General features: G+C 48.3%; 27 protein-coding genes. 11 read left to right on the top strand and 16 right to left on the bottom strand.

The window, feature by feature from the left end:
* Positions 1-57: 57 nt before the first annotated feature.
* The 13 genes from SYK_RS15685 to SYK_RS15625 all read right to left on the bottom strand — a co-directional run bounded on the left by SYK_RS15685 (position 58) and on the right by SYK_RS15625 (position 12,170).
* Positions 58-1,020 (bottom strand): ABC transporter substrate-binding protein, encoded by a 963-nt coding sequence (locus SYK_RS15685; RefSeq protein WP_281761213.1) that lies wholly within the window; start codon positions 1,018-1,020, stop codon positions 58-60.
* 16 nt (positions 1,021-1,036) lie between these two features.
* Positions 1,037-2,149 (bottom strand): transporter, encoded by a 1,113-nt coding sequence (locus SYK_RS15680; protein ID WP_281761212.1) that lies wholly within the window; start codon positions 2,147-2,149, stop codon positions 1,037-1,039.
* A gap of 426 nt (positions 2,150-2,575) precedes the next feature.
* Positions 2,576-3,439, bottom strand: a complete 864-nt coding sequence (locus tag SYK_RS15675; protein WP_281761211.1) for a DUF4198 domain-containing protein — start codon at positions 3,437-3,439, stop codon at positions 2,576-2,578.
* 219 nt (positions 3,440-3,658) lie between these two features.
* Complete coding sequence (locus tag SYK_RS15670; RefSeq protein ID WP_281761210.1) at positions 3,659-4,573, bottom strand: metal ABC transporter substrate-binding protein; 915 nt, start codon at positions 4,571-4,573, stop codon at positions 3,659-3,661.
* Complete coding sequence (locus tag SYK_RS15665) at positions 4,570-5,475, bottom strand: metal ABC transporter permease (RefSeq protein WP_281761209.1); 906 nt, start codon at positions 5,473-5,475, stop codon at positions 4,570-4,572. Before SYK_RS15665 ends, SYK_RS15670 begins: the two co-directional genes overlap by 4 nt.
* A 4-nt stretch (positions 5,476-5,479) precedes the next feature.
* A complete protein-coding gene (locus SYK_RS15660) occupies positions 5,480-6,205 on the bottom strand; it encodes a metal ABC transporter ATP-binding protein (RefSeq protein ID WP_281761208.1) in 726 nt (241 codons plus the stop codon).
* Position 6,206: 1 nt separating this feature from the next.
* Complete coding sequence (locus tag SYK_RS15655) at positions 6,207-7,121, bottom strand: metal ABC transporter solute-binding protein, Zn/Mn family (RefSeq protein WP_281761207.1); 915 nt, start codon at positions 7,119-7,121, stop codon at positions 6,207-6,209.
* Positions 7,121-7,777, bottom strand: coding sequence for a DUF6162 family protein (locus tag SYK_RS15650; protein ID WP_281761206.1), 657 nt, complete (start codon positions 7,775-7,777; stop codon positions 7,121-7,123). The genes SYK_RS15655 and SYK_RS15650 overlap by 1 nt, the downstream gene beginning before the upstream one ends.
* Positions 7,778-7,921: 144 nt before the next feature.
* On the bottom strand, positions 7,922-8,749 hold the full coding sequence (locus SYK_RS15645) for a DUF4198 domain-containing protein (protein WP_281761205.1): 828 nt from the start codon (positions 8,747-8,749) through the stop codon (positions 7,922-7,924).
* Between the two features lie 95 nt (positions 8,750-8,844).
* Complete coding sequence (locus SYK_RS15640; RefSeq protein WP_281761204.1) at positions 8,845-9,162, bottom strand: hypothetical protein; 318 nt, start codon at positions 9,160-9,162, stop codon at positions 8,845-8,847.
* Between the two features lie 14 nt (positions 9,163-9,176).
* Positions 9,177-11,678, bottom strand: a complete 2,502-nt coding sequence (feoB, locus tag SYK_RS15635) for a ferrous iron transport protein B (protein ID WP_281761203.1) — start codon at positions 11,676-11,678, stop codon at positions 9,177-9,179.
* Positions 11,678-11,899 (bottom strand): FeoA family protein, encoded by a 222-nt coding sequence (locus SYK_RS15630; protein ID WP_281761202.1) that lies wholly within the window; start codon positions 11,897-11,899, stop codon positions 11,678-11,680. Before SYK_RS15630 ends, feoB begins: the two co-directional genes overlap by 1 nt.
* Before the next feature lie 46 nt (positions 11,900-11,945).
* Complete coding sequence (locus SYK_RS15625; RefSeq protein ID WP_281761201.1) at positions 11,946-12,170, bottom strand: FeoA family protein; 225 nt, start codon at positions 12,168-12,170, stop codon at positions 11,946-11,948.
* Positions 12,171-12,322: 152 nt separating this feature from the next.
* Here SYK_RS15625 and SYK_RS15620 point away from each other — a divergent pair, with 152 nt between their 5' ends.
* Positions 12,323-12,841, top strand: a complete 519-nt coding sequence (locus tag SYK_RS15620; protein ID WP_281761200.1) for a Fur family transcriptional regulator — start codon at positions 12,323-12,325, stop codon at positions 12,839-12,841.
* Between the two features lie 143 nt (positions 12,842-12,984).
* Here SYK_RS15620 and rbp read toward each other — a convergent pair whose 3' ends face one another.
* Positions 12,985-13,248, bottom strand: a complete 264-nt coding sequence (gene rbp / locus SYK_RS15615) for an RNA-binding regulator (protein WP_281761199.1) — start codon at positions 13,246-13,248, stop codon at positions 12,985-12,987.
* Between the two features lie 514 nt (positions 13,249-13,762).
* Here rbp and SYK_RS15610 point away from each other — a divergent pair.
* The 4 genes from SYK_RS15610 (at position 13,763) to SYK_RS15595 (ending at position 17,106) form a co-directional block, all read left to right on the top strand.
* Positions 13,763-14,842: an N-acetyltransferase DgcN family protein gene (locus tag SYK_RS15610; RefSeq protein ID WP_281761198.1), complete on the top strand. Its 1,080-nt coding sequence runs from the start codon at positions 13,763-13,765 to the stop codon at positions 14,840-14,842.
* On the top strand, positions 14,842-15,900 hold the full coding sequence (locus SYK_RS15605; protein ID WP_281761197.1) for an alanine/ornithine racemase family PLP-dependent enzyme: 1,059 nt from the start codon (positions 14,842-14,844) through the stop codon (positions 15,898-15,900). Before SYK_RS15610 ends, SYK_RS15605 begins: the two co-directional genes overlap by 1 nt.
* Positions 15,901-16,189: 289 nt before the next feature.
* Positions 16,190-16,462, top strand: coding sequence for a hypothetical protein (locus SYK_RS15600; protein ID WP_281761196.1), 273 nt, complete (start codon positions 16,190-16,192; stop codon positions 16,460-16,462).
* Between the two features lie 74 nt (positions 16,463-16,536).
* Positions 16,537-17,106: a manganese efflux pump MntP gene (locus SYK_RS15595; RefSeq protein ID WP_281761195.1), complete on the top strand. Its 570-nt coding sequence runs from the start codon at positions 16,537-16,539 to the stop codon at positions 17,104-17,106.
* Positions 17,107-17,188: 82 nt separating this feature from the next.
* On the opposite strand, the gene SYK_RS15590 is transcribed toward SYK_RS15595, so the two are convergent.
* Positions 17,189-18,076, bottom strand: coding sequence for a DUF4198 domain-containing protein (locus SYK_RS15590; RefSeq protein WP_281761194.1), 888 nt, complete (start codon positions 18,074-18,076; stop codon positions 17,189-17,191).
* Positions 18,077-18,099: 23 nt separating this feature from the next.
* Positions 18,100-20,193 (bottom strand): TonB-dependent receptor, encoded by a 2,094-nt coding sequence (locus tag SYK_RS15585; protein ID WP_281761193.1) that lies wholly within the window; start codon positions 20,191-20,193, stop codon positions 18,100-18,102.
* Positions 20,194-20,485: 292 nt separating this feature from the next.
* Between SYK_RS15585 and SYK_RS15580 the strand changes: the two genes are divergently transcribed.
* The 6 genes from SYK_RS15580 (at position 20,486) to larE (ending at position 26,419) form a co-directional block, all read left to right on the top strand.
* Positions 20,486-21,499 (top strand): AraC family transcriptional regulator, encoded by a 1,014-nt coding sequence (locus SYK_RS15580; RefSeq protein WP_488663689.1) that lies wholly within the window; start codon positions 20,486-20,488, stop codon positions 21,497-21,499.
* A gap of 144 nt (positions 21,500-21,643) precedes the next feature.
* Positions 21,644-22,435, top strand: coding sequence for an amino acid ABC transporter substrate-binding protein (locus tag SYK_RS15575; RefSeq protein WP_281761191.1), 792 nt, complete (start codon positions 21,644-21,646; stop codon positions 22,433-22,435).
* Positions 22,436-22,468: 33 nt separating this feature from the next.
* Positions 22,469-23,482 carry an ABC transporter permease subunit gene (locus SYK_RS15570; RefSeq protein ID WP_281761190.1) on the top strand — a complete coding sequence of 338 codons (1,014 nt, stop codon included), beginning with the start codon at positions 22,469-22,471 and terminating at the stop codon, positions 23,480-23,482.
* Positions 23,482-24,246, top strand: coding sequence for an amino acid ABC transporter ATP-binding protein (locus SYK_RS15565; protein ID WP_281761189.1), 765 nt, complete (start codon positions 23,482-23,484; stop codon positions 24,244-24,246). Before SYK_RS15570 ends, SYK_RS15565 begins: the two co-directional genes overlap by 1 nt.
* 182 nt (positions 24,247-24,428) lie before the next feature.
* Positions 24,429-25,604: a nickel pincer cofactor biosynthesis protein LarC gene (gene larC / locus SYK_RS15560; protein ID WP_281761188.1), complete on the top strand. Its 1,176-nt coding sequence runs from the start codon at positions 24,429-24,431 to the stop codon at positions 25,602-25,604.
* A complete protein-coding gene (gene larE, locus SYK_RS15555; protein ID WP_281761187.1) occupies positions 25,601-26,419 on the top strand; it encodes an ATP-dependent sacrificial sulfur transferase LarE in 819 nt (272 codons plus the stop codon). The genes larC and larE overlap by 4 nt, the downstream gene beginning before the upstream one ends.
* The last annotated feature ends 5 nt before the right edge of the window (positions 26,420-26,424 follow it).

Genomic DNA, 26,424 nt, shown 5'->3' with positions numbered 1-26,424 from the left:
GAGGGACTGCCACTACATGCAGTCCCTCTTGAGTATCGTCGTCAGGAGTCTTTGAAGTTACTGCCCTAAAGCGGCACTCCACTGCTTGAATATCTGCGGATACTCAAGGACGCTGGAATCACCATAAAAAGGCAGCGAATACACCGAACCGGTTTTGATGGCCGGGACATCAGCCAAAGCCGGATTCTTCTGCAAAGCCTTGTGCAGTGCCAGTTGCACGGCAAATCCGTCACCTGTGGCAACGATCACGTCAGGTTTGACCTTGTCTAACCAACCCAAACGCCCACCAGAGACATGACCTTTGCTGACCTTCATCGTGTCGGTCATCATGGCTTCTGCCACGTTTTTGCACCCAAGCGGATTCAGGATGTACTGATCAGAATAACCACCAGGAGCTTCCACGCGGATAAAGGTTTTACCCGATGCGAGATAATGGCCGTTGAGTACGAGAACTCGTTTGCCGGTTTTCTGCTTGGTCAAAGAAGCTTCGACCTTCTTCATGGCTTTTGCATACGAGGCAGCCACTTGATGTCCCTGCTCCTGCTTACCAAACAACTCGGCAATCTGTGAGATGGCAGGGACGACGCCACTGCTGAAATCCACATACTCAATGGTGATACCGGGGACATCCTTGACCAACTCAGCCACTTTCACAGGATTCACTTTTTTCTTGTACAAACAAAACTTAACGCTTTTTTCCAAGATGAGCCGAGTAATGCCCCGCTCCTTCATGAAATTGGCAATGGTCTCAGGATGTTTGACCGTGACATAGTTGGGGCACCCCAAAAGCTGAGAAGCCATTTTGATCTCATCGGCTTTGGGCCACATGGATGCTCGCACAGCCATCCCTTCTGCGACAACACCAAGCTTCAAGGCCACATCCACCAACCTGTCACCGACCATGACGGCTTTGATCTTCTCCGGTGCCTTGTACGGAGTGGCATTGGCGCAGGTCAGTCCAAAGAGAATCGCCATGCAGGACAGGCATGTCACAATCAAAAGCAAACGTATTTTTTTCATTTTTATCTCCAAATAATTAGAAGCTGAAAGCAAGACGGGTCACAACCTGAAAGTCTTCACCCAGCCCATACCGGCTGTTGCGATCAGGGTCGGCTGAATAGCCATTAAGGTCACGGTAGACGACTACGGGAACGCCCAATGACAAATGGCATTTTTCGGCCATCTTCCAATGAATACCGGGGGTAATATAGATGGTATGCCCACCGGTTGATTTGGCGATTTCGTTATCGTAGCGATGACGTTCCTGCTCGACACCGTTCAATTCGAGTTCAAGGTCGAAATACTTATTCAGGGCATACCCATACCCAAAGTTATACTTGAACTGTTTGCCCTTGCGGGAACCATGCGCTCCATCTCCGGGGATGGTGTACATAAAATGCATGTCAAACCGTGAACGATCCACAAACTTGGTAGCACCTAATTCAATCTTTGGATCCCAGGAACCGGTACCAAGCTGACCACCCGGGCCGATGTATTTATGCGCATTGGAAAACGGAAAGTCATTCTCGTGATCAGGGTCACCTGTAGGCAATTTTATTCCCGCTCCTAAAGCCACGCTCATCCAATCGCCCTTCCGCTGGCTCATGAGTGCGTACCGCCCCATAACCACGACATCACCCAAACCACTTACTGAATCGGTCCCAGTGGATGTTGGAGGATTGCCAGCCTTGCGTTTAAGTTCCTTATCCCAAAACGGAACCATGACACGGGCTTCAAAATCCTCGAACAATCCAGCCTTGGCCGTAAACTGCAACCCTTGATTTACACGATCGTATTTACCCCCGTAATTTCCATGCTTTTCCTCGCTTCCGTCATACAAAGAATCTTTGTGAACGTATCGATATTTGATGCTGGCGGTCACTTTCCCTTTAGGAAGAACTATCCCGTTTGACATGTTGATCAAGCCCACGCATTTGACAGGTTTTGTATCGGGCCGATCCTTCAAAGCTGCTTCGGAATCACTCCCCCCGCCCATAACAGGTCCGGCGTGCACCAAAGAGGCTCCTTCACCCAAAATCAAACATGTAACAACAGCCATAATTGCCAAAAGGCGTTTCAAAACGACCTCCTTTTCCTTTTCTCCGTCGGCCTTCTCAATCCCGAGCGAATCGTTGATTATGAAATTCATTTTCAATGTAGCGAAGTGCATAGCCGATTAAAAAATATAACGTCAACACATTAATTTTCAATAATTTAATACCGAAAAGGTAGTATATAGTAGGAATTGAAATCCCGTCTCAAAATGTAAAAATAATCAAAAAGAAGCCGCAACTATCTGCATCTTCTTGCTTCTACTCGAAATAGATATATAAATCTTCAATTCTATAGACTTACGAGCAAAATATTCTTTCTTGCTACCCGTCCGCACAAACACACTATTAAGAGTTTCTGATGAGAAAGAAATTCTAGTGATCCTGAATCTCAAACGCCCAACAGAATTATATATAAAAGATATATACGTCAGCATTCCTAAAGGGCGTGGAAGATCGCCTATCCACTGGAGTTCGAGGACGCACTCCAACGATCCCCCACGCCCTGAGGTCACCTAAAGTGCCTAATGATGAGCCACGGGTTGTTTGCGCTCGTTGGGGACGAGAACCACAAGTGTGGCTGTCTGCTTCTGTTGCAGATATTTATCCTTGTTTTCAGGTGTGGCGTCGGTCTTGATGAAGTACCGAATAAACCACCGTCCCGGTTGGTCGAGGGAAACCTTAATGGTATCACCGGCTGCAGTGGCTCTTGGATGATACAGGTCCTCTGATTCCGTAGAAAATCCCGCATAAGTGGCATCCCAAGCCCCAGAACCAAAGTACCGTTTTCCATCACGAAAAATTTTCAAGGACAGAACATCACCAGGCTTCAATGTCGTCGGGTCTTGCATGGGAACCAGCTCAAGCGGCAGCCCCACGTGGGCCTGATAAAGACCATCAGAAGCACCACAACGAACATATGTTTTTGCATACTGTTTGCTGTACAGGGATTTCTCGATCTTTGAAGCCTTGTCCACAACAGCGCTCATGGGCTTGATGGTACTGCGATTACGCCCTTTTTTATCTACCCACTTGGTGTAAAAACCAGGATTGGTCTCTGCGGCCAACACATAGACACCGGGCTTGTCGTACTCGACCATGTAAGAATGCAGACAGGTTTCATCGCGTAGCTGAATTGCGGTTGCCTGCCCGGACGGATCAAAAACATTCACCGATGCAAGCTTATTCCGACGCACACCGTCATCTACAGGGAAATGATGTCCATAACAAAAAAAGAGCGGTGTTTTCTTGCCCTCATCCACCCTGTGGCGACCAGATTGAATAAACATTGAATGAGCCGACGCAATGTCAACGCCCAAGGCAGTGATCATCATGGCTACGACAAAGAGCAAACTCACATACATAATTTTCGGTTTACAAAAAGACATTATGAACCCCCGTCCACGTTGGTTATTTTCTTTTAAGAGAAGATTGACTATCCTCGCCAGCACCACGCCCTCCGCACGAGGTGCAATCGCACCCGGAGCACCCGCAGGTAGAACTCCCTTTCCCGCTGTTCCGCCCGGCAAACCTGCGCTTAAGCAAATAGGCCACAGCCACGACAATGATTACAATCGCAAAGATGGTATCCATGACTTCCTCCGAGGTTAATCCTGTAGCGCCGCAAGAAGACGGGACAAGTTGCGTTCATACCAATTGCTCAAGGAAATGATCGGATCGACATCTGATTCGCGAACGAACTTCTCCAGTACCACCGGAACAGCACCACTCTTCACAATAACCTTTCGTACCTTTTCATCCGGCTCCCATGCACAGGCAACGGCTTTAATATCGCCGGATTTCAACTGTTCGGCAAAACCCTTTGCATCATTTTCCGTCCACTCGACTTCAGGCTTAAGGGCGTAGGCAATGACATCCAATCCAAATTCATCGATTAATGGGGTATACGCACCAGTCAGCGCAGCAATGTCCACACTCTCAAGGTCAGTAAACGCCGCTTCATACTTTGACCGGATTCTGAACAGAACGGACTGCATTCTCTTGAGATTGGCCTTGATCGTCGAAGCTTCCGCAGGGACAAGACGCGAAAGGTCATCGGCTGTAATGGCCCCCATACGAGTCATATTGGCGGGGCTACGCCAGACAAACGGAACGTTCTTTCCTTGCACCGTCACCAACGGCACACCCGCGCCATATTCGTCCAAAGGTCTGGTCGCGTCGATATTGACCACTCGGATGTTGCTTCGTCTGGCCCATTTGTACAAAGGGTCAGCCGGCCAAGCTGATCCGACGGTAAGCACCGCGTCTGCTTTGGCTGCCGATTGAAAAAACGCTTCCCTATGCTTTTTGAAATAAGCATCCTGTCCTCGCATGGAATATCCTTGCGGGATGCTGTTCATCACCGTGATGGATGTATTTTCAGTCAGGACTTCAGCCATGGCCTGCACTGCGCCGATGGATGTCAGAACAACGGTTTTTTCTGAAGCATCCGCGGCAATACCAGCCCTTGCCCAAAGAAAAACAAATGTCACCAGCATACCAATAATAAGGCACTTCTTCATACCGCAGCCTCCTTGAAAGAGCCGGAGACCATGCGCACTCCGGCTGTCATCATGAAGACGATGGAAGCGACGAGTATAATGGCACCGCCAGACGGCACCGGGATTTCAAATTGCATCGGGATAATGATGCCAAGCATGCAACTCACGGTGGCGAAGGCCACACTATAAAAGAAAAAACCACGCACAGAACGACTGACGTTTCTCGCAGCCGCCGCCGGAATAATGAGCAATGCTTCCACAAGCACCGCCCCCACAATTTTCAGGCAGGCAACAGTAATAACCGTAATCATGAGCACGAACACATAGTCATACAATTTGGCATTGATACCGCGAACCTGAGCGAGGCTGGGATTAAAACTGGCAAGCAACATTTTGTTATAGGTAGGGATACCCACGGCAACGCATAACCCGGCAATGACAATCAAAACGTTCATGTCAGTGTTATTCACCGTAAGAACGGAACCAAATAAAATATTGTCCAACACATGCATATTCACCTTGGCCGTGACATACAAAAGAACACAGGCCCCCACTGCCAACGAGACCGAAAGAAAAACACCGATAACAATATCCTGCTTCATGCGCATACGATTACGGGTGTAATTCATAGTCAGTGCGAACAGGATACAAAACCCAAACAGGGATACATACGGGGCGGTCACGGGTTCACCAAGCAGCACGCCGAGCGCCACGCCTGTCAGGGCAGCCTGCCCCACTGCCTGGGAGAAAAAGGCCAACCGCTTTGAAACCACCATGGTACCGATTCCACCAAGAAGCGGTCCGGCCACCAATGCGCATAACAGGGCGTTGATAACAAAAGCGTATTGAAAAAATTCAGGCAACACCCCGGCCTTGCCCATCTCCATGAGCGGAAGTCGAATAAAGTCGTAAATAAAATCCATCAAATCAGGCCGCCTTGACTGAAGAAAAAACAGAAAATACACGCTCAGGAGTCAATTCCTCGACCGGAGGCCCTGAAAACAACAATTGCCGATTGATACACGTCACAACATCACCCATTTCACGAACAACCGAGAGATCATGATGGATACAAAGGATCGTTGTCCCTTCCCGGCGCAACTCTTCCAGCACATCATGCATAATCGCTGTACCGGCCTGATCCAAACCGGTTGTCGGTTCGTCCAGAATAAGCAACTTTGGACGGGGCATTAATGCTTGTGCAAACAAAATTCTTTGACGTTCCCCCCCGGACAGAGAGCCAAATGGCCGGTTAATTTTTGAATCCATACCGACACGTTGCAACACATCATTAATCAAGGACCGCTTACTATGCTTCAAACCGAGGAAGGCAGGCCTTCGTTGGCAAAGCATTGCCATGAAATCCAAGACCGTCATGGGCAAGGTATCGTCATAATCCAACGACTGGGGGACATAGCCGATCGTTGTCGGCCCACCCCAGCAAATGCGAATATCGCCGGTGTGGGGCATCTGTCCGAGCATTGAACGAATAAGAGAAGTCTTGCCGCCTCCATTGGGACCAATTATGCAATGAATCGAACCAGGTTGAATCGTAAAATTCACATCCGAAAGAATGGTATTGCCGCCAAGACGCAGTCCCAAATGCTCAAAGTGAACGGTGGGACCTTTTGTCAACAAAGTCACTTTAGACATATCAGCCTCCCTGTTTGGCAGTTTTTGCGTCTACAAGGGCATTTGTCAGGGCTTCAAGATTGGCTCGCAATCCCTTCTCAAACCCCTCTTCCGTATATTCGCCATTGGTCAAATGTGACAAATGACGAATCCGAATACCGGTCTCCTCATGGATGGTGTCCACATATTTGTCGGGAAACGCCATCTCAGTAAAAATAACATTCACGCCGAGTCTTTTGATTTCATCTATAATTCGGGCAAGCTGGCTGGCTGCAGGCTTCAGCCCATGCCCCGGCTCGATAACAGCGGTCACCTGTAATCCAAAATCCTGAAAAAGGTAATCATATCCGCCGTGAATAGTGGCGCAACGGAAATCCAAATCCGGCAGATCGGCTATACGCTCCATGTATTCGGCTTTCATCCGACGAAGCCGAGCCGCATATTTCCGTCCATTCTTTCGGTATAGGGAGGCGTTCTCAGGGAACAGTTCTCCCAGCTCCTTGGCAATAGTATAAACTTGGCGAACCGAGGCGGTCACAGAGACAAATGTGTGGGGATTGACAACTTTCTTGCCATCTAGATGTCCACTCACCGGAATAAGTGAAACGTCCTTGTTGGCGAAAATAAGCGGGAGTTTTCCTTTCAAATTGGCTGCTTCGATGCTTTCAAAGGCAAATTCATCATGCCCGATGCCGTTGACGACCATGACATCCAACGTCATGCATTTCTTGATATCCTCGGGCTGAGGCCGGTAATTATGAGGATTAAACCCTTCACCAATGAGAGGAACGACTTCGGCAGTATCGCCGACGATAGCTTTCACAAAGCTATAGTACGGATGCAGTGTCACACCAATGCGAGGAATATCTTCAGCGGGGCACGCAGCACTCACCATAAACAAACCAAAAACGATACTATATAGTAACTTACGAATCATTAGAAGTAATCCTCGCCTCGAGATTTTTTCATCTCACGCTCACCCTTCCGAGCAACCACTTCTCGCCATCCACCATTGATCAATGCCTGATCCGTGCTCATTCCCGGAAACGAAGGAGAGGAAGAAGGATGAATCCAAACTTCAAAGGGAACGTGACTGGCCACTCCCGCATTCCCTTGTTTCTTGATATGATCATGCAGCATCACCAACAGAAAAGAGCCTGTTTTGATGTCATCACCAGGATTTCCCATATACAGAACAATATGTTTATCCTCTGTACTGATAATGTTCCGTATCCAATGATAACTCCCGTCACTACGCCACGATGAATCCTGAACAAACGGAGGCAGCTGAGCCTCAGCCAATTCCGTCACCGACGGCCAATCAAACTCATCTTCATGAATCATTTCAATCTCAGGAGCTGATGTAAGAAGCGCATTGAAAATAGCGAGCTCTTCAGGTTGAAGATCGCTGAAAGCATCAACCTGCCACGCAGGGACCGTATATTCCTCTGCCCCGGAGCTTCGTAAAAGGATGCCGCATCCGCACAAAACAATGGTCACAAATGCAACAATCACGACGAGCTGAGTTTCAAAAGTTCCGCCAGCGGGTGGAACAACCACCTCGCATTGCGTCACCCGTATTTTTTCGTCCATATGCACACTCCCGTCTCGTCAAGCTCTCACGCACAAAAAGTCCATCACAGTCCGCTATCCGCAGGTCGGTGCGGCGGCTCTTAGACAAGCCGCCGCACCTGCTGGGAGGGTATGATTCTCACTATCTAGAGGGGGAATACCATTCTATTTCATGTCTTCGGCCTTGACCCAGATAACTGCGTCCTGACCAAGTTCCTTGCCTTTGTATTCCTTTTCGGGGCCAACACCGAGAGCTGCAAAACCCCACCAACCAGCCTTGGGGATACCAAAGGTGATGTAACCATCAGCATCAGTGAAGATGGTCTGGGTGACAAAGGAACCCTGCGGATATGTTACTGTGGACTCTGCGGGCATGGAGTTGGTTTTCAGGTTGGGCATATGGCTCATGTACTCGACTTCAACTTCAGCACCGGCTACGGGCTTGCCATCGGACAGGACCAGTGCCTTGAAGACGTTACCAGTCCACAGACCATACGGTTTGATCAGGGGAACGATTTCGCAAGGAAGACCAACAGGCTCAGCCCAGTTGCCAGGTACGCCGCCAACATTCAGGATCAACTTGGTGATCTGCTGCATGTACAGACCTTCTTCTTTTTCAAAGTAGTAACCGGGCTTCATGACAAAAACGTAGTCGCCCATGGAACGCACTACTTTCTTGGGAATCATGGCAGAAAAGGCCGGTGCCTGCGCTTCGGGATTCTTCCATACGATATCTTTCAGATATCCTTTGAGGTCGGTCTTCTTCACTTTGGAATCACCGCGCTGGCTCAGAACATAAAATTCTTCAATGCCACCCATATCCATCATGTGACCAGCTTCTGCTGGATGGGTAAACATTATGCGCATGTCCAGATTTTTGCTTTCTTGCAAAGCAATTTCCGGGGTGTAAACAACCATGAAATGGGCAAATGCAGAACCAACCAAAGTCAACACGCATGCCGCAGCCATAAGGGGGATAAACCGTTTCATCATCAAAAAACTCCTCTCGATTGAAATTGAATATTATTCTCAATATATCCATTAAAAAAAATGCAAGGCAGGTAAGCCATACCTTGCATCATACATCTCTATTCAACGATGTCTGCGCCGTTAACTTCCACGGTATGACCTTCACCACCATCAAAAATGACCAGGTAGCCACCCTCAGGCTTAGTAAAAGAGTATTCGCTGTCTTCGTTCATCTTGCCTTCAAGTATGCTTTTCCCGTCCTCGCTCTTGAGGTGCATCTTGGTACCGGATGCAGAAGAACCATCAGAATACCCACCTTCGCAAGTGACAGTACCATCGCCGTTATCAAAGCAGCTCATCAAAGGGCTATGGGCAAAAGCCATTCCGGAGAAACCAAGCAATGCCGCCAAAGTCAAAACAATCATCATTTTTTTCATGTGTATACTCCTCCTTAAGAGCATTCTTTATTATACGTAGGAGCGGACACAGCCGCTTCCTTTTCTTCAGGTGTTGGGATCATTGCCATGCCGATGGTTGCGGCAAGGCACAGTCCATAAAATGCCCACATTGTTTGCCAGCCGGTCAATCCGAGCACAGTGCCACCGGTAAAGACCAAGCTGGCGACAAACAAGCCCAGTACAGTCTGATAACCGATGGAAAACAGCATCCAGCCCGTTGAATTGGACTGGCTTCTCACCATGATGGATGTAGGAACGCAGGGTGGATACAAAGCCATGAACAGCATCAGAGCCAACGCATGCAAGGGGGTAAACCCGCCTTCATTCGCCTTCATACTCTCTTGAACAGACTGGCCGGAATCATCGATGCCATAGATGGCCCCGAGGGTTGCCGCACTGTTTTCCTTAGCCGCAAAGGCTGACAACAGTGCGATATTAATACGCCAGTTAAACCCGGCCCACTGAGTCACAGGTTCGAGAGCCTTGCCCATGGAACCAAGAAAACTGTTTTCAAAGCGCTCACCACGCATTTCGCGCCGTATTTTCTTACGGACCTTGATGACTTTTTTCAGTTCCCGATTCAGCTTTTTACCATCCTTACCAACGCGTTTGACAACGGCATAATAAATCGGGTTCTTTGCCTGAAAATCCTCATTGATGGCAGCGGATGTTTCCTTGTCTTTCACACCTCGTTTAGCCTGCTTCAAAGCTTCGCCAAACAGGATGACTGCAGTCGTATTTTCGGAAGTAATCTGTCCGGCATACTGGGTTGCGTCCACTTTCTGAACAAAACCCGCCACAGCTTTATCTTGCATGGAAGCGTAATGCGCCATTTTTTCTTCAGATAGCCCCGGGAAGTTGATCAGCACAAAGACGACCACGGCTACGGCTGCAACCACAGTGACGATCTTCTTCATAAACAGCCAAATTCGTTCAAACGCACGCCGCAATATGCCAGAAATGGTCGGCAAATGGTACGGCGGCATCTCCATGATAAACGGAGCACTGTCATGCTTCCGAAGCACGGTCAGCGAAAGCAATTTTGCAACAGGTAAGGCCATGAACAAGGTCACTGTGGCGATAAAGAACATGGCCCACCCTGCAACATCGGCAAAATATGCCCCGATAAGAATCAGATAGAGCGGCACCTTCGCCAGGCAGTTCATCATGGGAATAATGAGAATGGTCGCCAAACGAGCCCGTTCGTCAGGAATGGCTTTGGTCGCCATAACACCGGGAATAGCGCATCCACCCACATACACACCACCGAGAATCATGGGCAGTGTAGACTGACCATGCAATCCGAAACGACGGAACAACCGGTCCAGCAAAAAGGCCATTCGCGGCATGTATCCGCTGTCTTCAAGGATAGCGATAAGGGCGAACAACAGGAAAAAGATGGGAAGATAATTCAAAATTGCCGTGATGGATTTCACCACCCATACGCCAAGCGAACGCAACAACGGATCTGTCATGAACCCGGCTTGCGGCAAAATATCTCCGGCCAAATCTTCAAGGGCCCCCCAAACCGGCCAGACTTTCAAGGCAAGCCAGCCACCAAAAACAATGGAGATTTGATACAACACCACCAGAATGGCTACCAGAATAATCGGCCCCCAATAGCGATTGCAGACATACTTATCAACGGTATCCGACAGGTTGTGACCACGTTCACGCGGCAAGGTCACCACGTCTTTGGCAATCTTCGCGCATACGGCATGACGGGTAAAAGCAATATGCCTGTCCGCTCCATTCGGATTCTCTTTCGCAAAGCGCTCTCTGCAAGATTCCACTTTGGCAAGAACCTGCTCGCTGTCAGGATGATTCAACGTGAGCTGCTTTCCAGCCTCTGCGTCACCTTCGAGCAGCTTGATTGCAAGCCAACGCACAGGGTAGCGAAGACAAGAAACAGGGTCCTCGACCAACACCACCTCAAGTTCGGCAATAAATGGCTCAAGCGGACCATAATCAACCTTGAAAACATCTTCCTTACGCCCGTGAGCCAAGGCCTGCATCGCGGTTTTGAGAGCTTCCCGACCAACTCCTTTTTTGGCAGTAGTCGGCACAACCGGGATACCGAGAATATCTTCCAGCTTTTCGACATCCACGGCATGTCCACGACGCTCCACCACATCCATCATGTTGAGATTAAGAAGTGCAGGAACTTCCATCTCCAAAATTTGAAGAGTCAGGTACAGGTTGCGTTTAAGATTGGAACCATCGGCCACATCAATGACAACGTCGGGATTGTCACCCAACAGGAAATCACGAGCAACGCGCTCTTCCAAAGAGTAGGATGTCAGACTGTATGTACCCGGCAGGTCAACCAACTCCACACGGGAATCACCCAATTTAAACGATCCGGTCTTTTTCTCAACAGTAACGCCCGGATAGTTGGCGACATGCTGACGTGCGCCTGTCAACATATTGAAAACAGTGGATTTTCCGCAGTTTGGTTGCCCAGCCAAAGCAACGACGAGTTCTTTCGAAGCCATTAGTCGCCCACCTGAATATGCCGAGCTTCGGTATGTCTAATGGAGACATGATAGCCGTCAAGATGCAATTCCACGGGATCAACCAGTGGGGCATTCCGAACAATTTCGATCTCGGCACCGGGGTAAAACCCCAGGTCCATCAGCCGTTGTCCCAAGGCACCATCTGTTGTGATGTCTTTCATCACGCACCGAGTCCCTGGATTTAATTCGTCAAGAGTCATTATTGTCACTTCCTTGATATGTGTATTCCCGACACGGCATGCCGTATTAGGCCACCAAAACCTTTTGTGCGATGCCGCGCTCAACCATCACTCGCCCCTCTCCCACGGAAACAAGCATTGGACCTCGGCTGTTATTCAAAACATCAACCTCAATTCCGGGGATAATACCGATGGACTCCAGCCTTGTTCTGGCCTTGCAACCAGCGTTGATAGCCACTACAAAAGCGGTCTCTCCCGGCGCCATGGATTTAAGAGTTTTGTGAGAAAACATGCGAACCTCCCCTCGTTGAAAAAACCACTTGTTGCAATTGATAATGAATTTCGATATCAGCAATAGACCCGACACAACAAGAGGTCAACAAAAAAGTCTTGTTGAGACTCAAGGTCATTTAACTCATAAAAATTGATAAAATATCCGTCTCAATGAGACTCAAGGTCAACAAGGGCCTCAAAACTCAAAAATACGCATGCGTGAAGATCAAAAAAATGCAGGAAGCACTCAAATCATTCAAAAAATATTTGGCAGATAATACACTCAAACTGACCCAACAACGGCTCCTGATCCTCAAAGTCTTTTTGAGCGAAGGCGGTGAGATGAGCTCAGAAAAACTTCTTAACGCGGTTCAGACCATCGACACTGCCGTCAGTCGCTCAACGGTGTACCGAACCATCAAACATTTTCATCACGCAGGCATTGCCCGGTGCACCCATCACAGCGACGGCTCCACCCACTACGAACCATCAGGTGACCATACCAGTCATATGCTCTGCGAAAGATGTGGCAAAATCATCCCGATCCGAAACCCATACATACAATGCCTGCAACAGGAGACAGCCCGCCAGCAGGGATTCACCCTGTATCGTTACACGACAACATTCTACGGACTTTGCAGCGAATGCACTGAAGCTTTACAATCAGCGAAAACCAAACCATCCGGATGAATAAAATGATGAGTGACTTTTTTTAAATGACATGAACAGCCTTTCTCAAAGCAAACAAAGTTGCAGAAAAAACAACAAAAAAAACGCCTGCCTCTCAAATGAGAGACAGGCGCAGGATGCCGATAAAGGCTTAGATCCGAAGACTACCAGCGGGGGCGTTCTTCGCGAGCCTTAGCTTCGTTGACCTTGATGTTACGGCCACCGAAGTCTTTGCCGTCCAGGGCTGCGATAGCTTCGCGAGCACCGTTGTCATCCATTTCAACAAAACCAAAACCACGGGGACGGCCGGTCTCACGGTCTTCGATCAGCTTGACAGAAGTAACTTCGCCGTATGCTTCGAAAGCTGCACGAACTTCGTCTTCAGTAGAGGACCAGGACAAGTTGCCGACATAAAGATTCTTAGACATTCAAATTCTCCAAAAAGTGATAAAGTATAGCGCCCGTGCGCCAAAAAAAAGGAGCCGTGTACAAGATGCGTACACGGCTCCTCGATAGACTTGTAAAATTCAAACCAGCGCTGGTCACAGTAAGACCGCGCCTTCACGGGTGCGGCTGGTGTTAAGAGACTTACTCGCCTACTTCCAAAAAGAAGTCAAGCGCTTTTTTAAAAAAAACACAAATATTAATTTTGCCCATTCCTCAGGCAATTTCAAAAACAGTAAGTGACAAACATGAATGACAAAAAACCTGATTGACGCGCTGAATTACGAAAAGCACTCAAATAAAAATCACAAAATTCAACAAATAAAAAAAATAAAAATAGATTATCGACTTTAAAAACAAATTTCATGGTATGTATTTCTGTTGAACCGCTTTAATTTTTTACTTTAGTAAATTGATACGACTCAATAATACATCAAAATATAAACAAAATTACTAAAAAATCAATTTACTGAATCAATCTTTTACTAAGGATTTACTATGATAAACAAAGAGCATGCAGTCGTATACTGTGAAGGTTTCTTTGGGAAAATGGATGGTAAAACAGCCAATGGATTAACTCGTTATTCAGATAGATATGAAATTGCAGGCATCATCGACAGTACCAAGGCTCATCTGGATGCCGGAGAAGTGCTTGATAATGCAGCCAATGGAATCACCATCTACAAAGATATACACGAAGCCCTGGAAGAGACAGGAGACTTGGTCAAAGCCTTTATTTATGGAATGGCTCCATTATCCGGTGCATTCTCTTCTGATGACCGCGACGTGATGTTTTATGCAATGGAGAAAAATCTCGACATCATCAACGGCCTTCATGATTTTTTGACCGACGATGAAGCCTTCGTTCAGAAAGCTGCAGAATGCAATGTTCAGTTGCACGACATCAGAAAACAACAAAAGGATATACAAAGACGGGTGTTTACCGGAGACATCAGCAAAGTTGAATGTCCAAAAATAGCCATTCTCGGGACGGACAGCGCGGTTGGCAAACGCACGACATCAGTTATCCTGACCCAAGCCCTTAAAGCCCTCGGTCTTAATACTGTAATGATAGCCACAGGGCAGACAGGCGTTATTCAGGGAGCAAAATTTGGTGTTCCTCTTGACGCCCTCAAAGAACAATTCATTTCAGGCGAGATGGAAAAGGCTGTTGTCGAGGCATGGGAAACCAAAAAACCGGACATTATTGTTATAGAGGGCCAAGGCTCACTCAGCCATCCGGCCTATTTAAGCTCGTGCTTCATTATTAGAGGAGGACAACCTGAAGCGATCATTGTCCAGCATCCACCGAAACGAGAACACCTGGGCGATTATCCAGCCATTAAGATGCCTCGCTTGGAAGACGAAATCGAACTCATTGAAGTTTTCGCGCAGTCTCCTGTCATTGGCATCACCATTAATCATGAGGACATGTCCGATTCAGATATTGATGAAACAATGAGTGCATATCAAAAACAATTTGGAATACCCGCTACAGACGTCCTCAAGTTCGGCTGCAATTCACTAATTAAAAATATATTACTCACCTTCCCACAGCTTCAAGCCAAGTTGGCTTGATGAAGACACCTTATCTTGAAATAAACCTCTCAAAATTACACAGTAACGCAAAAGAACTAATTTCCATGTTCGGAGCCAAAGGCATTCAAATTACGGCTGTCACCAAGAGTTTTCTCGGGGAGCCCCAAATTGCCAACTGTTTTGTTTCCGCAGGCATTTCTTCTCTCGGAGATTCACGGATCGAAAATATAATCCGTATGAAAAAAGCTGGTGTTCAAGCACAGTTCCTCCTGATCAGGACACCCTCTGCTAGTGAATCTCGTGACGTCGTCACCTATGCGGACGGAAGCCTCAACACTGAACTATTTGTCATTGAAGAGCTTTCCAAATCGGCCCTTGAAAAAGATCTTGTCCACGACATTATTCTTATGGTGGAGATGGGGGATCTTCGGGAAGGAATACTTCGTCAGGATCTCAACAAAACAATTGAAGAAGTACGCCAAATGAAAGGCGTTCGACTCATCGGTTTAGGGACAAACATGGCGTGCCTAAATGGAGTCAAACCAACAAAAACCAACATGGATCATTTCTCCAGTCTGGCAGACACCTGTGAAAAGAAATACGGCATCAATTTTCATATAATTTCTGGAGGAAATTCTGCAAACTTTGATTGGATGCTTCAAAATGACAACACTGGCAGAACAAACAACGTTCGACTGGGCGAATCCCTCCTTCTTGGGAGAGAATCTTTGTCAAGAAAACACATTGAAGGGCTTCACCTTGATGCGATTTCTCTGGTTGCAGAAGTCATAGAATCCAAAATCAAGCCGTCACTCCCTGAAGGGGAAACAGGCCTGGATGCCTTTGGCAATACGCCTCACGTTGAAGACAAAGGTAAAATACTCAGAACAATTGTAGCGTTGGGAAAACAGGATGTTCATGTGGCAGGCCTTATACCATTAATCGATGTCGATATTTTGGGCTCAAGCAGTGATCACGTCATACTCGACGCCACGAGAACCCCATTGCAAGTTGGCGATCATGTCCGATTCAGTGTAAACTATACGGCATTCCTATCATCCATGACATCTCCATTCGTTGGAAGTGTATTTACATAAACTCCCCTCAAAGCGATCCTTGTTACTTGGACCGCACGATACATCCTCAGCACCAAAAATCGAACCCTCCGCTTATTTTTTACGTTGTATATTCTGTCACTTAGCAGTAGAAGCTTCTCCCGGAAACTTCTGCAGCCAAAAAAGTACGAGCCTTTTTTATAAGGCATACTCTTTGATACAGAATACAATTTGAAAACATTTCGCTCCCATCGCCGGGGGTATGTTCTACCAATTGAATAGAAACCTCGACGATAAGGAGCAACAGCACAGGCAATCAACGGAGATAAAAATGGCTTTGGATATTTATGAGGACTCCTTATACGGGCAGGTCCTCCCATCAAATTGGAATGGAGACACTGTTTCAGGAGTCTTGATTCTTGTAGATGGAGAAGAAGAATTTATCGTTGAACACGATGAAAATGCAGAAAGCCTCACTGCACATGTCGAAAAATGGGTAACCGTCACTGGTACCATCATAGAAAATGATGAAGAATTACGCATCAAAGTCCTAAACTTCACCGTCGAAAACGACCTCGACTATATTTCAGACGACAATTGGTAGAATGCCCCTCCCCTAAAAGGCTTGAGGGATTCAACAAAGCACGCTACCAATTCCTTCGAATCCAAGGAGCCAATGTGGGAAATATCGAACTCGTCACCATTGCCATTGCCCTCGCCATGGATGCCTTTGCCGTTGCTATTGCCACCGGTGTCTCGCTCAAATGCGTCAGCCCTCGACAGACCTTTCGTCTGGCGTGGCACTTTGGCCTGTTTCAGGCACTCATGCCCATACTTGGTTGGTATCTTGGAAGAACAGTCAGCTCCTATATTGAAGCATACGACCACTGGATCGCTTTTGGCCTGCTTGGCTACATCGGATACAAAATGATCCGTGAAGCCTTCGAAGATGAAGGAGAATGTCAGAATGACCCGACCAAAGGGATGTCACTGGTGGTGCTGTCCGTTGCAACCAGCATCGACGCACTCGCAGTCGGTCTCAGCCTCTCAATGCTGGGTATTTCCGTATGGTGGCCTTCACTGATCATCGGCATCGTCGCCACACTCTTCACCGTTGTCGGCCTACAATTCGGGAAAACCGCTGCCAAAGCACAGAGTATCGGGAAATACGCAGAACTTCTCGGAGGCTCCGTGCTGATTTGCATCGGTCTCAAAATCCTGTGGGAACATGGGGCACTTACGATATAAAAAACCACTCACACGAATAGACATATTTGCCTACAAGCAAAAGCCGTTCACATGATTTTCATGTGAACGGCTTTTTTCAAACTTAAGGATTCACATTAAAACTGACCGTAGCCGCATACAAGACGTTAGTGCATTTACCGACCAGCGCCTTCAAAGGCCCATCCGGTGTGACTGCCTGACGGGTATAGATATTAGCGACCCACTGGCCCGCTGTGGGAATACGGAAAGAAGCCTTCCCGTTATACACAAGCGTTGCCAAGGTAAAACCGTCTGGCCCTCCAAACGTGTTACTTGTCAATGTCATATATTCAAAAGCCCGTTCTGGTATCGTATTCAACGAACGTCCCAAAAGCTTCACATCGAATTCCACCATTTCTCCCGCTCGCACTCGGCTGAGGTCAGTCAACGGAAGGATCTCCAGATCAAAGCCCAACGCACTCGGCTGAGTCCACTTGCCAACCGTAAAGAAAGACTTGGCGTAGGTCGTGAATTTCATGCCTTCAATCACTTTCTTGACATTCTTGACCTTGTCCATAGTGGTGTGCGCCCACTTGTGACGCCCTTTCAAATCAATATACGTACTGTAAAAATTATCCCGTGAAACTGCAGCGACCTGATAGGTGCCCTTCTTGGCATCATCTTTCAGAGTCATCTTGTGCACTCCCGTGTCCCCACCCACTATGCGAAGGGATTTCTGCACCTCACTTTCACCGTCCATCTTTTTTATTAATGCGGGCAAAGGAAAGTCCACTCGACTCATATCCGGATCAACCAAATAGTAGGACGCAAGGTCAAAGTGCTCAAAGACATCATCCATCGGCACGACGTGCCCCCAACCAAGCGATGCAATAACATGGCCCGGCTTATGGACAAACGACTCGTAGACGTTCACCCAAAGAGTATGAGCAAAAGCGGCTCCGGGGAATATCAATCCCAAAGAAAGAGTAAGAACAGCAAGTATCCGTTTCATTTTTCGACTCCGTATATATTCAATTAAAAGTGATATGTCAGATTAACGCCTACAGACCGAGGGGCTCCATCGCTCGCAATTTCATTGCCACCAATATATACGCCCTTGTCCAAATAATACTCACGGTTCAAAAGGTTCTTGCACCACACCGAGACATCCCATGATTCCATGCGACGCCCTGCGCGCACGTTGACAACTTCATACGGACTCACCCAGGTCGTATTTTTTGCATCCGTATAGAAACCACCAACACCCAACAAATCCAATCTGCCGAAATATCCGGTATCATGGACATATTCGGCACCTATATTATACGTATACTCTGGTGCGTGGGGGAGTTTTTTGTCTTTGTAGTCAAAGGTACCACCGCCCATTTCATCAGATACCCATTGGTCAATCCGGGCATCGGCGTATCCATAATTCCCGAAAAGGAACCATCCATGCGCCGGGCGATATTCCATCTCCATCTCAAAACCACGTGAAGAAGCTTCGGCGGCATTGGTCACACTACGAACAGCAGGACCGCTCAAAAACTCTTCAACCTGTTTGTCTTTTATATCGATATAATAACCGGCAGCATTGAACGTGAGCTTGTTGCCAAACCAATCGGACTTCATGCCAAGCTCATAGTTCCATGTGGTTTCCGGTCCAAATGTCAGCGTATCCGAATCCGTTGCAAACGCGTAATTATACCCTCCGGCGAGTAATCCCTTGGAAAAAGAGGCATACGTCATGAAATGATCATTCACATCATATGAAAGGGAGACTTTCGGCAAAACGTCATCATGCACAATGCTCTTGTCGTAGGACTGCCCCGCACTTGTCAGGTCCTGCTCTCCATCAGACTGTTGATGATCAAAACGCAATCCGACGGACAACTTCAAGGCATCAAAAAAGGTGTACGCCATCTGTCCGAAAACAGCATAGTTGGTGTTTTCAAATGAAGTGTCCCGCGACTGCCCAAAAAAGGCCGCTTTGGCATCGTTGTCATCATATGAAACAAAAACACCACCCAGCCATTCAAAAGGATTCTCGCTTTCAATGGAATTAAAACGAACTTCCTGGCTGTATGATTCATTGATAAATTTGAATTTTTGATCCGGGAAAACAAGTGGGCCGAACTCACCATCATTTTTAAATCTGGTGTTATAATTGTTACGTGTGGTTATGGAAGTAACATCCGCCCAGTTGGCCTTATATTTCACATGAAGGGATTGGCCGTTGCTCTCATCAACCCAACTATTCGCCCCATCCCAATTGATGGTGTATTTATCGGAAGCGAGCGGGCCATCGACATAATGCATATAGCCATAGCCATTATCCTTATGAGATGCATTGACCAGTAGAGAGATGTCCCAAGGATCACTAGGCGTCCAACGAAGCTTGATTTGCCCATTTTGAGACTCTTCTTTCGCCGCACGCTTGTCTCCATCATAGATGTTCTCCATGTAGCCGGGTGTCCCCTTGGTCAAAAATGAACCGCCCATATAGAGGAGATCCTCAACCAAAGGACCACTGAGCGACGCTCCTGCAGTATACAACCAGCTATCTCTTTCAGAAGAATTGTAAAATCCGGGTTCAATAAAGACTTTTCCCCGCACCGTATTGTCAGGCTGACGAGTGATAATCCTGATTGCCCCAGCCTCGGTGTTATGCCCATACAAAGTTCCCTGAGGACCTCTCAGTACTTCTATACGTTCAATATCAAGCAGTTCCGGGTTCTGCATAAACGTCAAAGGGTAACAAATGTCATCGACAAACAGCCCGGCTGGGGTGTTCAAAACGACATTATGGGATGACAGTCCACGCATAATAATCATTTGCTGATTCGTGCTCTGCTTCGCATAGACATTGGGAGAAAAGAGTGTGAGTTCACTCAAATCCCCGATACCCGCATCGTCAATATCCATACCACTGAACACATCCATGCTGATCGGAACATCCTGTACATTTTCCTCCCGCTTTTGAGCGGTGACCACAGTCGCACCGAGAGTAACCGGTTGGGAATCCTTCTTCTCAACCTCATCCTTGTCCTGCGCAACCGCCGGACTCACCAAAGCCATGGCAAACAGCATAAAAAATGCTGCCAACAGACCTTTTCGAAAAATGGAAATCATATACAACACTCCTCATCATCTCTTGCCGCCAATGAGTCGTCGTCAACGACTTCATCAGAAGATATAAATAGACCGAAATCTCACTTCAAACTGAGGCACGATATACCTGCCACCTTCAATATGCCTTTCCCATATGATTTATGATTTGTCGGAAATGAAAGGAATGGCGGGGCTTCGACAAGGCACTTGAAATTGATTTTCATTTTTAATAAGGTAATTGACGACAGTATCTCATAGCCCTCTTTTTTTATGTGAGACCGGACAATCAACAGCGCAACGCGAGGAACAGTTCATGGAATTCACTCTCTCAAACCCGATGACACGGAGTACCCCATGCAAACTCAAGGCAACCGACTCCTTTGGACAGCCCTTCGCTCAGTCATACGAAATTCCAAAATCATTCGGGCATGGGTCGCTGCAACAAATCCACATTCAAAAGGGTATTGATCTGTTCATCACAAAATACAGTGTGCAAACATCAATACTTTCGCATGTTTGCATGGGGAAACCGGCGTTTGAAATTGGTTTCTGCCTTTCGGGAATGGGAGATGTGGATATTCCTGGAATAACCGTTGAGACAGGAAATTGCACAATGATGTACAGACAAAGAAAACAGGTCACCGTGATTGACAAAGCCCAAAGCTACAGACTCTCTCTGGCCATTGTCGTTTCCCCAGAGACCTTCCATGACATAACCCGCCACGAACAAATGAAAATGCCGCTCCATCTCCAACTTGCAGCCAATGGATTGATCGACAACGAATTCATCGACACAAGATCCATAGACGCTACATCCATGAATATTCTCAACCAGATTCTGACCCCGGAAAAAGGACTTGAAGACAGCCATATTTATTATAAAAGCAAGACATATGAGCTCCTTGCCGTATGCATAAACCGCTTTGGAAACAAAACCCCAGATCAATCAAATCCAACAAATTGCTTAAACCCTGAACGAGTATATCAGGCTGCGGAAATATTGGCTCACTCAATGGAAAGTCCACCATCCCTGTCAACATTGGCCCGGATGCTCAACACATCTCACGTCACCCTGAATCAAGAATTCCGCCACGCTTTTGGAACAACTGTATTTGGGTATCTTCGCCGAATACGTTTGAAAAAAGCGCGTTCTCTTTTGGAAGACGGTAAAACAAATGTCACGGAAGCCTCTCTGGCTGTCGGTTACAACAGCATCTCAACCTTTTCACGGGCATTTTTGGATCAACACGGCATGACGCCAAGTTCATGCAGAAAACAAACGCCTTACTCTCTTGCCTCAAAAAACCATATCTCTAACCCAAACTAAAAAAATCTCACAGGAATAAGCGCCCCAGAGTATTACGATTGAACAAAATGCCAGCCGTTTTTCTCATTGCCACATCCGCAGGAATCTTGTTATCCCCACATGTCTTGAGGTACTCATTTTTTGAACTAACACGAGGATTCTAGGATGAAACGCTTACTCACTGCTCTTATGGTTATGGCTCTGTGTCTGTGCGCCGCCTCTGCCTTCGCCGCTGACGGTTCATGGGAACGCGTCAAGAGTGCCGGCCAGTTGGTTATTGGTCTGGACGACGCCTTCCCGCCCATGGGTTTCCGCGACGACAACGGCACACTCGTCGGTCTTGACGTGGACACTGCCGAAGAAGTCGGCAAACGCCTGGGCATCAAAATCATGTGGCAGCCCACCGAATGGAAGGGCGTTATCAACTCCCTGTACGCCAAGAAATTTGACTGTATCTGGAACGGCATGACCATCACTCCCGAACGCCAGAAAAAAGTCGCCTTTTCCAAGCCGTACCTGATGGATGGTCAAATCGCCACCGTTCGCATGGATGAAAAGGAAATCAAAACTTTCGAAGCTCTTGGCGGCAAGAAGATCGGCGTTCAGGCCGGTTCCCCCGCTCTTGAAGCTGCCAAAAAGCTGCCCAACGCAGCTGGTGAAATTCGCGAATACGATACCAACCCCAAGGCCTTCCTTGACCTCGAAGCTGATCGTCTGGATTCCGTTGTTGTCGACAACGTGACCGGCCGTTATTACATGGCTTCCCGTCCCGGCGAGTTCCGCGCTCTGCCCGGTTACATCACCAAGGAAGCTTTCGGCGTTGCTTACCGCATGGAAGACGCTGCTCTGCGCGGCATGATCCAGAAGGCTATTGACGAGATGATTGCCGATGGCACCATGGGCAAGATCTCCCGCAAGTGGTTCGGTGAAGATGTCACCAACCCTGCCAAGTGGTAGTCGACTGTCGTGAAAACAACGATTGACTCAATATTGAGGAGCGCCGTTATTGCGGCGCTCCTCGTCATTTCCCTGCTCGCCCTCGGTGCGCAGGCTGCTTCCACCGCGACAGAAAATGCCGACGCGCTCATACGCAAGGCCAACGATGTCATGGTCACAGGCGACCTTGAAGCTGCCATCACCATCTATCTGCAAATCCCGGCCCCTGGCCCGGAAGGTGATGAAGGACAATTTGCTTCTAGCCGCATGCAAGCCGCCCGTCTCGAATTCGCGGTCAAGGACTACCCTGCCGCCATTGCTGTCGTAGAAGAGCTTTTAGCCGTCTACCCGGACAATATCGAAGCACTCCAATTCCGCGACTCCGTAAAAGAAGCCATGTTGCCCCAGTGGAAACGGTTGATGAACGACACGATAAAATTCATGCCGCATCTTCTGAAGGGCAGTCTCATGACCCTGTTGCTCGTGGTCTTTACCATGATACTCTCCCCCATCGGCGGACTGCTTATCGCGCTTGGCCGGATAGGTGATTTCAAGGCCATAAACAGACTGTGTTGGTTCATTATCTGGCTGTTCCGCGGCACCCCGCTTCTACTCCAACTTTTCTTCATCTATTATGGGTTGCCCGCCATCGGTATCACATTGAAACCCATTCCGGCGGCACTCATCGGGCTTGGTCTGAACTACTCGGCCTACCTCGCGGAAATTATCCGTAGCGGCATCCAGTCCATCGACCAAGGACAGATGGAAGCCGCCGAAGCCATGGGCATGTCCAACTGGCAGGCCATGCGCCGGATTATCATCCCGCAGACATACCGCGTCATTCTGCCGCCCGTGGGCAATGAATTCATCGCTCTCATCAAGGATACTGCATTGGTCTCCACCATCGCCATGGTCGAATTGATGCGCACGGCAGACCAGCTGTTCAATGCCTCATTCAACATCACCGTGCTGGGGTTGGCCGCTGTTATCTACCTTCTTTTCACCACCGTCTTCACCTTCACCTTCGAACGACTTGAAGAGCGCGTGGGCGCATACGAGAAACGCTGATGCAACCGCTTTTGGAACTCAAAAATATCGTCAAGACTTTCGGCACTCACCGAGCCGTGGATAACATCGACCTTACAATGCAGGCTGGAGAAAAGACCGTTATCATCGGTCCTTCCGGTTCAGGAAAATCCACCTTGCTACGAGCCATCAACATACTGGAAACCATCGATTCCGGCTCCATTCTGTTTGAAGGCAACGACGTGGGGTATCGTCAGGTCAAGGGCAAGCAGGTGCTCGACAAACCCAAGAACATCTGCAAACTACGCACCCAAATCGGTATGGTCTTTCAGCACTTCAACCTGTTCCCGCACATGACTGTAATTGAAAACGCCATGGAAGGTCAGGTCACCGTCCTCGGCATCCCCAAGGCAGAAGCCCGGGCTGTTGCCATGAGCATGCTGGAAAAAGTCGGTATGAGCAGCTTTGCAGACCGTTTCCCGGCCTCGCTTTCTGGCGGACAAAAACAACGTGCCGCCATTGCCCGCGCCCTATCCATGAAGCCGAAACTAATGCTCTTCGACGAACCGACATCGGCACTAGACCCGGAACTGGTTGGAGAAGTATTTGCCGCCATCAAACAATTGGCTGACGACGGCATGACCATGATCATCGTCACCCACAACATGGGCTTTGCCCGTGAAGTTGCAGATCATGTCGTATTCATGGAAAACGGTTCGTTTCTGGCCAAGGGCGCACCGGATGACTTCTTCTCCAAACAATGTGAAGACCCGCGCATCCAGAGTTTTATTGATCGAATTTTCTAAAATTCACACATCGACGAACAATAGCTATTTCAACGGCTCGGTAGAATATCCTTCCGGGCCGTTTGCTTATCCATTTCCATTAAAATGCCAGCCAGATTACTATCGACTTCACGCCATCATTTGCGGTAGCCTCAATGAATGAATCATCGGGCACTTTGCTCCCGTCACCATCAGGGAAGACAATGAACATACTCTATTATGACTGCTTCTCCGGCATCAGCGGAGACATGAATCTTGCCGCCATGATCGCGCTCGGCGTGGAACCGCATTCCCTGACGAAAGCACTTTCACGGCTTGGCCTTGATGACGAATTTTCCCTCGAAATAATTAACGATTCCCGCAAGGGTATCCACGGCACCCGTGTCGAGGTGATTCTCAAAGAGCACTTGCATAAACACCGAAATCTTGAAGACATCGAAACAATCATAGCCACGAGTTCGCTCAAAGAATCGATCAAGGCAACCAGCCTTGCCATATTCCGTTGTCTGGCTGAAGCCGAAGCCACTGTTCACGACAAGGATGTGTATGAAGTCCATTTCCACGAAGTCGGTGCAACTGACGCCATTGTAGATATTGTGGGCGCGGCCATCTGTTTTGACCTCTTGAAAATCGATGCTGTCTGGTGTTCTTCCATAGAACTGGGCGGCGGCTTTGTCACATGTTCTCACGGCACCATCCCTGTACCAGCACCAGCCACCGTCGAAATCCTGCACGGCCATCCAACCACTCATGGAGCCGTAAAAAAAGAAACAACGACCCCAACCGGCGCGGCCATTCTCGTCACACTTGTCGATCACTTCACGGACACACCGGCTATGATTGTCGAAAAGACAGGATACGGCATAGGCCATCGGAACACGGACATTCCCAATGTTCTGCGGGTGCATCTGGCTTCTGTCGTTGAAGAGCCAATGGGCCTAAAAACTATCCCGGCGCGATTGCTCCAGTGCAACATCGACGACATGACCGGTGAAATGCTCGGCGCGGCCCTTGACCAACTCATGGATGACGGGGCTATGGACGTCCACTTCACCCCCATAATCATGAAAAAGAGCCGTCCAGCCACAACTCTTTCGGTACTTTGCGGCATCGAAGACGAAGAGAAATTCAAGCGTCTGCTTTTCACACACACCACAACGCTGGGTATTAAATCCATTCCACTGGACAAAACAGAGCTCAATATTTCATTTGAAAAACTGGAGACACCGCTCGGCACTGTGACCATAAAAAATGCGCATCTCGACGGACAGGTCCTCCGCTCCAAGCCGGAATTTGAAGACTGTCGCACACTCGCCCATAAATACAATATTCCCCTCAGTGACGTTTATCTCGCAATCAACAAGGCACGCTCGAAATGACAACGAACATCGTGGTTTCCCCCGGCGCCATACAACGGTATCAGACACTCCTCAGCCTATTAACCGACACAACAAGCGCACTCGTAGCTTTTTCCGGCGGTGTTGACAGCACGCTGCTTCTGTACGCAACCAAAGAAGCTCTCGGAGACAAAGCCATGGCTGCCACCATCTCCACCCCTTACACTCCCAAATGGGAAATCACGGAGGCACGAAAATTCGCCGCATCCATCGGCGTAAAGTACAGTGAGATTGACCTCCCTTTCCCCGAAGCATTGCGCATGAACCCGCCGGATCATTGCTACACCTGCAAAAAAGCCCTATTTAGCATGTTACTCAAAGTGGCGATGGATCGGGGGCTATCCAGTGTTCTCGACGGCACGAACCTTGATGACCTGGGCGACTACCGCCCCGGCTTGAAAGCACTGCGCGAACTGGGTGTCATGAGTCCGCTGATGGAAGCCGAATTGTCCAAACAGGACATACGGGAGCTATCCCACCACTTCAATCTGCCAACATGGGATAAACCAGCCTTTGCCTGTTTACTCTCACGTATGCCGGTCAACAAACGGGTCACCGAATCCGCACTGACACGAGTAGAGCAAGCCGAAATCTACCTCATGAAAAACGGATTCCCAGCAGTCCGTGTACGCCATCACGGTGACGTCGCTCGCATCGAAGTTCCACACGATCAAATTGCCACTCTCGTCTCACACGGTCACCACATCAATGCCAGACTCCGAGAACTTGGCTACCGTCACGTAGCCGTGGATCTGGCCGGATATTCCATGGGCAGTCTCAACCGTCCGTCCGAGTAGGTGAA

It is taken from the genome of Pseudodesulfovibrio nedwellii, assembly GCF_027923765.1.
Lineage (GTDB): Bacteria > Desulfobacterota > Desulfovibrionia > Desulfovibrionales > Desulfovibrionaceae > Pseudodesulfovibrio > Pseudodesulfovibrio nedwellii.
The sequence above is the reverse complement of the archived record's forward strand: the minus strand, read 5'-3'. Positions and strand labels throughout refer to the sequence as shown.

Excerpts from the sequence above, each read along its gene's own strand:
- SYK_RS15685 (WP_281761213.1), bottom strand. The coding sequence starts at position 1,020 with ATGAAAAAAATACGTTTGCTTTTGATTGTGACATGCCTGTCCTGCATG.
- SYK_RS15680 (WP_281761212.1), bottom strand. The coding sequence starts at position 2,149 with ATGAATTTCATAATCAACGATTCGCTCGGGATTGAGAAGGCCGACGGA.
- SYK_RS15675 (WP_281761211.1), bottom strand. The coding sequence starts at position 3,439 with ATGTCTTTTTGTAAACCGAAAATTATGTATGTGAGTTTGCTCTTTGTC.
- SYK_RS15670 (WP_281761210.1), bottom strand. The coding sequence starts at position 4,573 with ATGAAGAAGTGCCTTATTATTGGTATGCTGGTGACATTTGTTTTTCTT.
- SYK_RS15665 (WP_281761209.1), bottom strand. The coding sequence starts at position 5,475 with ATGGATTTTATTTACGACTTTATTCGACTTCCGCTCATGGAGATGGGC.
- SYK_RS15660 (WP_281761208.1), bottom strand. The coding sequence starts at position 6,205 with ATGTCTAAAGTGACTTTGTTGACAAAAGGTCCCACCGTTCACTTTGAG.
- SYK_RS15655 (WP_281761207.1), bottom strand. The coding sequence starts at position 7,121 with ATGATTCGTAAGTTACTATATAGTATCGTTTTTGGTTTGTTTATGGTG.
- SYK_RS15650 (WP_281761206.1), bottom strand. The coding sequence starts at position 7,777 with ATGGACGAAAAAATACGGGTGACGCAATGCGAGGTGGTTGTTCCACCC.
- SYK_RS15645 (WP_281761205.1), bottom strand. The coding sequence starts at position 8,749 with ATGATGAAACGGTTTATCCCCCTTATGGCTGCGGCATGCGTGTTGACT.
- SYK_RS15640 (WP_281761204.1), bottom strand. The coding sequence starts at position 9,162 with ATGAAAAAAATGATGATTGTTTTGACTTTGGCGGCATTGCTTGGTTTC.
- feoB (WP_281761203.1), bottom strand. The coding sequence starts at position 11,678 with ATGGCTTCGAAAGAACTCGTCGTTGCTTTGGCTGGGCAACCAAACTGC.
- SYK_RS15630 (WP_281761202.1), bottom strand. The coding sequence starts at position 11,899 with ATGACTCTTGACGAATTAAATCCAGGGACTCGGTGCGTGATGAAAGAC.
- SYK_RS15625 (WP_281761201.1), bottom strand. The coding sequence starts at position 12,170 with ATGTTTTCTCACAAAACTCTTAAATCCATGGCGCCGGGAGAGACCGCT.
- SYK_RS15620 (WP_281761200.1), top strand. The coding sequence starts at position 12,323 with ATGAGACTCAAGGTCAACAAGGGCCTCAAAACTCAAAAATACGCATGC.
- rbp (WP_281761199.1), bottom strand. The coding sequence starts at position 13,248 with ATGTCTAAGAATCTTTATGTCGGCAACTTGTCCTGGTCCTCTACTGAA.
- SYK_RS15610 (WP_281761198.1), top strand. The coding sequence starts at position 13,763 with ATGATAAACAAAGAGCATGCAGTCGTATACTGTGAAGGTTTCTTTGGG.
- SYK_RS15605 (WP_281761197.1), top strand. The coding sequence starts at position 14,842 with ATGAAGACACCTTATCTTGAAATAAACCTCTCAAAATTACACAGTAAC.
- SYK_RS15600 (WP_281761196.1), top strand. The coding sequence starts at position 16,190 with ATGGCTTTGGATATTTATGAGGACTCCTTATACGGGCAGGTCCTCCCA.
- SYK_RS15590 (WP_281761194.1), bottom strand. The coding sequence starts at position 18,076 with ATGAAACGGATACTTGCTGTTCTTACTCTTTCTTTGGGATTGATATTC.
- SYK_RS15585 (WP_281761193.1), bottom strand. The coding sequence starts at position 20,193 with ATGATTTCCATTTTTCGAAAAGGTCTGTTGGCAGCATTTTTTATGCTG.
- SYK_RS15580 (WP_488663689.1), top strand. The coding sequence starts at position 20,486 with ATGGAATTCACTCTCTCAAACCCGATGACACGGAGTACCCCATGCAAA.
- SYK_RS15575 (WP_281761191.1), top strand. The coding sequence starts at position 21,644 with ATGAAACGCTTACTCACTGCTCTTATGGTTATGGCTCTGTGTCTGTGC.
- SYK_RS15565 (WP_281761189.1), top strand. The coding sequence starts at position 23,482 with ATGCAACCGCTTTTGGAACTCAAAAATATCGTCAAGACTTTCGGCACT.
- larC (WP_281761188.1), top strand. The coding sequence starts at position 24,429 with ATGAACATACTCTATTATGACTGCTTCTCCGGCATCAGCGGAGACATG.
- larE (WP_281761187.1), top strand. The coding sequence starts at position 25,601 with ATGACAACGAACATCGTGGTTTCCCCCGGCGCCATACAACGGTATCAG.